The organism is Kineococcus vitellinus, from assembly GCF_009906315.1.
Lineage (GTDB): Bacteria > Actinomycetota > Actinomycetes > Actinomycetales > Kineococcaceae > Kineococcus > Kineococcus vitellinus.
The window spans coordinates 1-5213 of sequence record NZ_JAAALL010000300.1; the positions used below are offsets into that span (position 1 = coordinate 1).

Annotated in this window: 4 protein-coding genes; 2 read left to right on the plus strand and 2 right to left on the minus strand. The window is 76.4% G+C overall.

The genetic code is table 11. From position 1 onward, the window contains the following. Together GTQ99_RS19415 and GTQ99_RS19420 are read left to right on the plus strand one after the other, a co-directional pair. A partial coding sequence (locus GTQ99_RS19415; RefSeq protein ID WP_166617354.1) for an RNA polymerase sigma factor occupies positions 1-962 on the plus strand: 962 nt, incomplete at its 5' end. 197 nt (positions 963-1159) lie between these two features. Beyond that, on the plus strand, positions 1160-1888 hold the full coding sequence (locus GTQ99_RS19420) for a hypothetical protein (RefSeq protein WP_166617355.1): 729 nt from the start codon (positions 1160-1162) through the stop codon (positions 1886-1888). Here GTQ99_RS19420 and GTQ99_RS19425 read toward each other — a convergent pair. Then, positions 1810-4182, minus strand: coding sequence for an EAL domain-containing protein (locus tag GTQ99_RS19425; RefSeq protein WP_166617356.1), 2373 nt, complete (start codon positions 4180-4182; stop codon positions 1810-1812). The two genes, GTQ99_RS19420 and GTQ99_RS19425, sit on opposite strands and share 79 nt — an antisense overlap. Before the next feature lie 131 nt (positions 4183-4313). Then, the coding region (locus GTQ99_RS19430) for a PP2C family protein-serine/threonine phosphatase (RefSeq protein WP_166617357.1) at positions 4314-5213 on the minus strand (900 nt) is incomplete at its 5' end.

Here is a 5213-nt window from a genome sequence, read left to right on the forward strand (position 1 = left end):
ACGGCGGGGAGGACGACGACGGCGAACCCGCGCCGCAGATCACCACCGCCGGCGCCAGCGGTGACCCGGTCAAGGACTACCTGAGGCTGATCGGCAGGGTCGCGCTGCTCACCGCCGCCCAGGAGGTCGAGCTCGCCCAGCGCATCGAGGCCGGACTCTTCGCCGAGCACCGGCTGGGCTCGCAGGCGGTGGGGGACCCGGTCCTGCAGCGGGAGCTGCGCTGGATCGTCGAGGACGGCCGGCGGGCCAGGAACCACCTGCTGGAGGCGAACCTGCGACTGGTGGTCTCGCTGGCCAAGCGCTACAGCGGCCGCGGCATGCTCTTCCTGGACCTGGTCCAGGAGGGGAACGTCGGGCTGATCCGCGCGGTGGAGAAGTTCGACTACGCGAAGGGCTTCAAGTTCTCCACCTACGCGACGTGGTGGATCCGCCAGGCCATCACCCGCGCGATGGCCGACCAGGCCCGCACCATCCGCATCCCGGTGCACGTGGTCGAGGTCATCAACAGGATGCTGCGCGTGCAGCGGCAGGTGCTGAGCGAGACGGGCCGCGAACCGAGCATCGACGAGCTCGCCGCGGAGCTGGGGATGAGCCCCGAGAAGGTGCTGGAGGTCAAGAAGCACGGACGTGCGCCGATCTCGCTGCACACCCCGATCGGCGAGGACGGCGACAGCGAGTTCGGCGACCTCATCGAGGACTCCCGCGCGGTCGTCCCCCTCGAGGCGGTCACCGCCACGCTGCTGCAGGAGCAGTTGCGCGCGGTGCTGCAGACCCTTTCCGAGCGCGAGGCCGGCGTGGTCTCGCTGCGCTTCGGGCTGACCGACGGCCGGCCGAGGACGCTCGAGGTGATCGGCAGGGTCTACGGGGTCACGCGCGAGCGGATCCGCCAGATCGAGTCCACGACGATGTCCAAGCTGCGCCACCCCTCGCGCTCGCAGGTGCTGCGCGACTACCTCGACTGAGCTGGCACCCGCCGGCGTCGAGCGGGCTCCTTGTGCCACCGGCGGCGCTGCCCTACGGTGACCGCGTCACCGGTGCCGCCCGGTGGTGAGCCGCCCGAAACCCGATTTCCACGGTCGTCCTCCGGGGCGACCGCGCGCTGGTGCCCCACCCGTGCCGCCCCGGACCCGGTCGCGCGACCGCCACCCACGCCCGGGACGTGCCCCGTGAACAGCAGTCGGACCACCTCGCTCCTCGACGCCCGCCGCTGCGCCCCTCTCGACGCGGCCCCCACCGCCTGGACGCCGACTCCGGGCGGTCCGCGGTGAAGCGCGACGCCGGCGACCGCTCGCTGCTGACCGTCGAACGGCGCGCGCCCGTCCACGTCCGGCCCGGGGTCCGGCGCCGGCCCGCGCACCGCCCGGAGCGCCGGCGACCTCCCGACGCCCGGGGTCCCCGGGAGCGGTGGCGGGGTCCGCGCTGGGAGCGGTGGTGGGAGCGGGTGCGGCACGCGGTGCGCGGGGCCCGCGCGCGCCGCCGGCCCGCCTCCCCGGCGGTGCGGTGGTGGGCGCCGACCGCGGACGGTGCCGTCGCCGCGGCGGGGACCGGCGCCGCCGAGAGCACGGGCACCGGCGCACCCGCACCCGGGGCGGTCGGGACGGTCCCGATGGTGGTGGCCGACGAGGTGGTGCGGGTGTGGTGGGCGGACCTGCCCTCCACCGAGCGGGCGGAGGTCCTGCAGCTGGCGGAGGGTGCGGCCCTGCCGGAGGAGGTGGTGGTGGGGCTGCTGATGGTCGGCGCCCCGGCGCCGGTGCGTCCGGGCATCGCGCACGGCGTCGCCCAGCCGGCGGCGCTGCGGCGGTTGATCGATCAGGAGCTCGCCTGGCGCGCCGGCTCGGCCAGCGACTCCTCCACGCTCCCCGGCTCCGCCGGTCGCCCCAGCAGGTAGCCCTGCACGAGGTCGCAGCCCAGGGTGCGCAGCACCTGCTGCTGCTGCGGCTGCTCGACCCCCTCGGCGACGACCGTGAGGTCCAGGGCGTGGGCCATGGAGATGATCGCGTCGACGATGCGCTGGTCGCTGGGCGAGCAGCCCAGGCGGCTGGTGAAGGAGCGGTCGATCTTGACCACGTCCACCGGGAGGGTGCGCAGCGTCGACAGGCTGGAGTACCCGGTGCCGAAGTCGTCGACGGCGATGCGCACGCCCGCGCCGCGCAGCGCGGTCAGGATGGCGCGGGCCGCGTCGGCGTCGGCCATGACCGCGGACTCGGTGATCTCCAGGCCCAGCGCGGTGCCGGGCAGGCCGTGGCGGGCCAGCACGTCGGTGACGGTCCGCACGAACGCCGCGTCGCTGAGCTGGTGGGCGGAGACGTTGACCCACACGGTCAGCGCCCGCGCGGCCGGGTGCCGCTCGCGCCAGCTCGCCAGCTGCCGGCAGGCCTCCTCCAGCACCCGCCGCCCCAGCTCGACGATGAACCCGCCGGCCTCGGCGGCGGGGACGAAGTCGACGGGGGAGACCGCCCCGACGCCGGGCCGCGTCCAGCGCAGCAGGGCCTCCAGGGCGACCAGCCGCCCGGTGCGGGCGTCGACCTCGGGCTGGTAGTGCAGGTGGAACCCCCCGGAGCCCGTCCCCTCGCCGCGCGTCGCGCCCAGGGCCTCGCCGATCGCCAGCGTCAGCTCCGAGGACGCCGCCGAGCACGCCTGCATCGCCGCGTCGTAGACCCGCACCCGCGCCCGGCCCGCCTGCTTGGCGGCGTGCATGGCCATGTCGGCGTCGCGCAGCAGCACGTCCAGGTCGGTGGTGGCGCTGAGGGCCGTGCTGGTCAGCCCGACGCTGGCCGCCAGGGTCACCACGTGGCCGGGGACGCGCACGGGCACGCGGAAGCAGTCGCCGATCGTCTCGGCGAGCAGCTGCGCGGCCTCGGGGGTGGTGTCCGGCACCAGGACGGTGAAGGCGTCCCCGGCGAAGCGGCTGACGACGTCCTCGGCGCGCAGCGCGCCGCGCAGCGCCTCGGCGACCGCGCGCAGGTAGGCGTCGCCCGCGGCGTGGCCCAGCGAGTCGTTGACCAGCTTGAAGCGGTCGACGTCGCAGAACAGCACCGCGTGCACGGCGCCGGGCGCCGGGGGCCGCGCGAGCACCCGGCCGCCGGCGGCGAGGAACGCGGAGCGGTTGAGCAGGCCGGTGACGCCGTCGCGGGTGGCCAGCTCGACCAGCCGCCGGCGCGAGCGCTCGCGCTCGATGGCCACCCGGGCCAGGTCGCCGAAGGAGGCGACGGCGGCGCTGTCGGCCAGGTCCAGCGGGCCGGCCTGGCGGCGGTAGAGGGCGAAGGTGCCCAGCACGGTGTCGTCCTCGCCCAGCACCGGCAGCGACGTGCACGCCGCCAGGCCGTGCTCGGCGGCCAGGTCGCGGAAGTCGCGCCACAGCTCGTCGGTGGCGATGTCGTCGACGGCGACCACCTCGCGGCGGTGCACCGCGGTCCCGCACGAGCCGACGCCCGCGCCGGCGCGCACGCCGTCGATGGCCTCGCGGTAGGCGGCGGGCAGGCTGGGTCCGGCGCCGTCGCGCAGCGTCGCGCCGTCCTCCTCCAGCAGCAGCAGCGAGCACAGCACGCGCTCGTCCAGCAGCGCCTCCACGTGCAGCGCCAGGTGCTCGAGCACCTGGGGCAGCGGGCGGCTGGAGGCGATGGCCTCCAGCACGTCGCGCTGGGCCTGCAGCAGCCGGCTGTGGCGCTGGTGGCCGGCCGCGTGGCGGCGCGCGGTCAGCAGCGCCCGCACCAGGTGCGCGTGGGTCTGCAGCACCGCCTGCTGGTCGGCGGTGAAGCGGCGCGGGCGGGAGTCGAAGACGCCGACCGCGCCCAGCACGAAGCCGTCGTCGTCCACCAGCGGCACCCCCAGGTAGGCGCGGACCGCCCCGGAGCGCACGGCGGGGTTGCGGGCGAAGACGGGGTGGGCACCGGCGTCGCCGACGCTCAGCGGCTCGCGCGCGGCGACGACGTGGGCGCAGAAGGAGAGCTCGTCGGGCAGGGCGGTGCCCGCCGCGCCCGCGCCGTGCTCGGCGGCGTAGCACTGCCGGTCGGGGCTGACGAGGTCGACGACCGCGATCGGGGCGTCCAGCAGCCGCGCCAGCTGGCGCACCACGTGGTCGAGGTCCGCCTCGCCGGCGTGCCCGGACAGCCGGTAGCTGGCCAGGGCCGCCAGGCGGGCCGGGTCGGCGACGGCCTCCCGCAGGCCGGACGACGTGCTCACCCCTACCTCCTCGCCAGGTGCCGGTGCCCGCTGGACCTCCTCCACCCGTTCGGTGGATCCCGCTGCGCGGGGGCCGCGTCCGATCCTGCAACGGCCGCCGCGACCGGTCCAGGGCACCGCCGGGTGGCGGGTCAGCGCGAGCGGTTCGCCTCCGGCGGGCGGGGGCGGTCCTCGGGGTGCATGCGCACGGCCAGCAGGGCGCAGTCGTCCTCGGGCGCGTCGCCGACCAGGTCGGCCACCAGGTGCTCCAGCAGGTCGTCGAGGGTGCGCCCGCTGTGGGTGCTCAGGGTCCGGCGCAGCTGCTCGAGGCCGTCGGCCGGGGGGCGCCCGCGGTGCTCGATGAGCCCGTCGGTGTACAGCAGCAGGGTCGAGCCGGGCGGCAGCACGTGGGTGTGGTCGCTGCGGGGGACCTCCGGGAGCGGGCCGAGGAGCAGCTCGGGAGTGCTGGTGAGCACCTGCGTGCTGCCGTCGGGGTGCAGCAGGATCGGCGGGGGGTGGCCGGCGTTGGTCCACCGCAGCCGCCGCAGCCCGGCGGCCGCGTCGGCGTCGTCCTGCTCGATGCGGGCCAGCAGGAGCGTGGCCAGGGTGTCCAGGTGCAGGCCGTGCACGGCGCGTTCCAGCCGCGCCACGACGGCGCTGGGCGCCTCCCGCCGGTCGTAGGCGTAGGCGCGCAGCAGCCCGCGCAGCTGCCCCATCCGGGCGGCGGCGTTGACGTCGTGGCCGGTGACGTCCCCGATGACCACGGTGGTCGCGCCGCCGGGCAGCACGATCGCGTCGTACCAGTCCCCGCCGACCTGCTCACCGGCCGCGGCGGGGGTGTAGCGCGCGCGCAGCTCCAGGTGGTCCGGTTCGGGCAGGCGGGTCAGCAGCGACTGCTGCAGCACCTCGGCGGTGCTGCGCCGCTCGGCCAGCAGGCTGGCGCGCTGGACGGCCTGGGAGGTGAAGCGGCCCAGCGCGCGCAGCGCGGCGCGCCGGTGCTCCGGCAGGTCGTGGGGGGTGTCCCAGTACAGGAACAGCGCACCGACCACCTC